Annotated in this window: 3 protein-coding genes and 1 pseudogene; 3 read left to right on the forward strand and 1 reads right to left on the reverse strand. The window is 60.8% G+C overall.

Annotated features, from left to right (window positions below):
* Window positions 1-461: 461 nt before the first annotated feature.
* Entirely contained in the window at window positions 462-1,394 is a 933-nt protein-coding gene (locus tag WAW17_RS11075; RefSeq protein ID WP_422333029.1) for a hypothetical protein, read from the forward strand.
* 97 nt (window positions 1,395-1,491) lie between these two features.
* Here WAW17_RS11075 and WAW17_RS11080 read toward each other — a convergent pair whose 3' ends face one another.
* A complete protein-coding gene (locus WAW17_RS11080) occupies window positions 1,492-1,644 on the reverse strand; it encodes a hypothetical protein (protein ID WP_422333030.1) in 153 nt (50 codons plus the stop codon).
* 236 nt (window positions 1,645-1,880) lie between these two features.
* On the opposite strand from WAW17_RS11080, the gene WAW17_RS11085 reads away from it, so the two are divergent.
* Both WAW17_RS11085 and WAW17_RS11090 read left to right on the forward strand, forming a co-directional pair.
* The gene (locus WAW17_RS11085; protein WP_422333031.1) at window positions 1,881-3,428 is read left to right on the forward strand and encodes a type I restriction-modification system subunit M; all 1,548 of its coding nucleotides are present in this window, start codon (window positions 1,881-1,883) and stop codon (window positions 3,426-3,428) included.
* 11 nt (window positions 3,429-3,439) lie between these two features.
* Window positions 3,440-3,743: pseudogene (locus WAW17_RS11090) on the forward strand (hypothetical protein); the annotation flags it as partial.

A 3,743-nucleotide genomic window follows, 5' to 3' on the forward strand; every position in this document is an offset into this window, starting at 1 on the left:
CGACAGCATGCGCATCGACCTCGTGGTGAGGTGCGACGACACCACGGTGCTCGGAAAGACCCAGGCCACAGTCACCTACCTCGCACCCATCAGAACGAATCGCTCACCACGCCCCACCGCCAAGTGGCCATACCAGCGATAGGCATCCGGTTCATCTGCCGTGTCCAATGAACGCCCCCGACGATCGAACCCCATCTGACCTCTGCGTTTTCGAGAAAAGCATCATCCGCGAAGCGTGCAGACCAACCTCGGACGAACGCGAGTTCAGCCCGCTCAACACCCGCTGGACCCAACTGCCTTGACAACTTCCGCACCGGGAATTTCGTGACAAGGGTCCTGAGCTTATGCTCTGATCACCTCTGGTCGAGAACGCGGCCTTCGACGCCACCAACAGCCGGGCCGAAACTGTCCGCGATGCCTAACGCCAAGATGTATGGACGTCACTCGAAAGGACTCCGACCATGAACGACTCTGTCCATGCCTCGCCGCGACGCGGTGATCGGATTTCCGGAGTGACTCAAGCGGTCGAAAAGGCAGAGGCCGAGTTGACGGCCAATCCCACCTTCGGCCCTGCGAGGCACATTAGGCAATCCCCTGCCGACAAATATGCGTGGCAAGCGGTGGAACTCTCCCTGCTCCCCGAAGGGAAAGCGCGCCGCGGATATGTCGAGCGGTTTTACTGGCACAGCAGGATAGACATCCACACCGGCGAGGCGGCTGACCGCGGCACCGCTGTCAAGGCGTGGGCTCTCCCCTCGTCGGATCTGGGTCTCTGGCTCCTACTCAGGAACAATCGCGCCTTTAAAACTGCCGAGGAGTACCGGGATCGAGCACATGCGAATCCACTGCACCGCCACTTCTGGGCCGTGATCAGCGTCGCATCGGCAACCGCGCAAGAGATCAGAGCACTCGACCCCCTCGCAGTCGAAGCCTTCGCTAAGTCCGCGACCGGACGTGTCAACGTCGACAAGGAACTCGCCAGCCTCACCACCCAACTGCTCGGAGCCTCAGCGGTAAGAGAAAAAATCGGAAGTGAACCGCTCGGCGACACCTCCGAAATCCAACATGCGCGAACGCTCTGGCTACGTCACATCGAGGACCTGGACACCAAGGTGGTTCAGCCCGCATTGGAACGAATCACCGCACTGTGCGAGTACCGGGATCGACTACGAGCACTGCAGAGTCAGACCGCGACGGTATACCGCATCAGCAAGAGTGAGGGGATCGACGAACAACTCGGCGAACTGGTCAGGCAGTCCGGCCATGATATCGACGGGTCCTCTCGCATCGACTCGTCTGCAACGGAGCTGCGTCAAGCAGAGATCGCTCGCAGCACCGCTCTGGCCGAAGTACGAGGCGACTACCTGAACGCGTTGCTGCCCTCGCAAATGTGACGCTGAAACAGCCGCGGCCCTGGGTCGGATAACTCGAGCTTGGCTGTAGAGGTTTCAGAATCGTTCGATCGGCTGGGGCCGCTGCCGCCCCCTAGTGTCAGCGCTGCCCCACTTTGACGTTGAACCGGAGCGCAATCTCGCCCACATAGAGCCCGGTGATCAGCAAAACGACGAGGTAGCAAATCGGCACGCCCCACCACGGCAGTCCCAGCGCGAACGGCAACACCGTCGCCGCGGCGACGTACGCCACCCAGAACACGGTACCGATCAGCTGTCACGGTGTTCTTAGGCAACGTCCCGATGAACCGAAACCCGGTCGGCCACATCGTCACGAACGCGATTGCGGCTGACCACCCGAAGACACCCACCATCGGCAAATACTCGCACATCAACGACGCAGGTACAGCAGGCCACAGGCGCAATCTGTCGGAGGTCTGCTGTATACAGTCCTGTTGGTCATCTTCAAGTATGAACGGGCGGTACGGCGTGATCACTGGCACGGTAAAAGGGCAGATCGACACGATCTGGAATGCGTTCTGGTCGGGTGGTATTGCCAACCCTCTCGAGGTGATGGAACAGCTCACCTACCTGCTGTTCATCAAGCGTCTCGACGATCAGCAGACCCTCGCACTGAACAGGGCCAACCGCCTCGGCCGCCCCGTCGAGGGCAATCCTTTCCCGAGCGGCACCGACGACACCGGCCGCGACTACGACGATCTGCGCTGGTCGAAGATCAAGAACATGCACCCCGACGAGGCGTTCGAGGTCGTCGGGCAAAGGGTGTTTCCATTCATCCGGACCATTCGCTCGGACGACTCGACCTACGCGCACCACATGAAGGATGCGCGACTGTCCATCCCGAGCCCGGGTCTATTGATGAAGGTCGTCGACTTGCTCGACAAGGTGCCGATGGAGAATCTCGACACCAAGGGCGACGTGTACGAGTACATGCTCTCCAAGATCGCCGCCGCCGGTCAGAACGGTCAGTTCCGCACCCCCCGCCACATCATCCAGATGATGGTCGAAATGATGGCCCCCCAGCCCGGGGACAGGATCGTCGACCCCGCGTCCGGTACCTGCGGATTCCTGGTCGCGGCCAGTGAATACACGCGTGCACACCACGCCGACGCGATCAGCTCCGGCGCCGCCCGGGAGCAGTACCACCACGACATGTTCCACGGGTTCGACTTCGACAACACCATGCTGCGGATCGGGTCGATGAACATGATGCTGCACGGCATCGAAAACCCCGACGTTCGCTACCGTGATTCGCTCGCCGAAGCGAACACCGCCGATGCCGGCGCGTACTCGATGGTCCTGGCCAATCCGCCGTTCGCCGGCAGCCTCGACTACGAGAACACCGCCAAGGACCTACAGCAGATCGTCAAGACGAAGAAGACCGAACTGTTGTTCATGGCGCTTTTCTTGCGGCTGCTCAAACCCGGTGGGCGGGCCGCGGTAATCGTTCCCGACGGTGTCCTCTTCGGTAGCAGTACCGCCCACAAGGCCCTCCGGAAGATGCTGGTCGAGGACCACAAACTCGACGCGGTCGTCAAGCTCCCTTCCGGGGCGTTCAAGCCGTACGCCGGGGTTTCGACAGCGATCTTGTTCTTCACCAGGACGGATTCGGGTGGCACCGACAATGTGTGGTTCTACGAGGTCACCGCAGACGGGTATTCGCTCGATGACAAGCGCACACCCCTGTTGGACGAGGACAAGCTCGGTGTGCTCGCCACCGGCCTGACCGCCGAGGAGCACGCGAAGAACAATCTGCCCGATGTGCTCCTACGGTGGCAGCAGCGCGACGGCGAGGAACTGATCCGTCCCCGGACCGCGCAAAGTTTCTGCGTACCGAAGGACGACATCGCAGCCCAGGGCTACGACCTCTCGTTGAACCGATACAAGAAGATCGTCCACGAGGAGATCGAACACCGGGCCCCCGATGAGATCCTCGACGAGCTCGATCAGCTCGAGAAGGAAATTACCGACGGCATGGCACAGCTGCGCGAAATGCTCGCTGGCGGTGCGCAGTGACGGGATGGCCGGTGCTGGCACTTGGAAAGGTGGTCGAGGCACGATCGGGATTTGCTTGTGGAGAGGTTGCGCCCGACGGTGTACCACAATTCCGAATGAACAACGTAACAAGGGACGGCCGCCTCGACTACACCAAGGTCCGCCGCGTGCCGCAGGATAAGGCGCGCCTCGATACGTTCGGTCTCCGTACAGGCGATGTCCTCTTTAACGCCACGAATAGTCCTGATCTGGTTGGCAAGACTGCCCTATTCATCGAGCGGGATGAGCCGACCGTCTTCAGCAACCATTTCCTTCGTATTCGGACGAATGGTGAAC

Source organism: Rhodococcus sp. (in: high G+C Gram-positive bacteria), from assembly GCF_049286785.1.
Taxonomy (GTDB): domain Bacteria; phylum Actinomycetota; class Actinomycetes; order Mycobacteriales; family Mycobacteriaceae; genus Rhodococcus_F.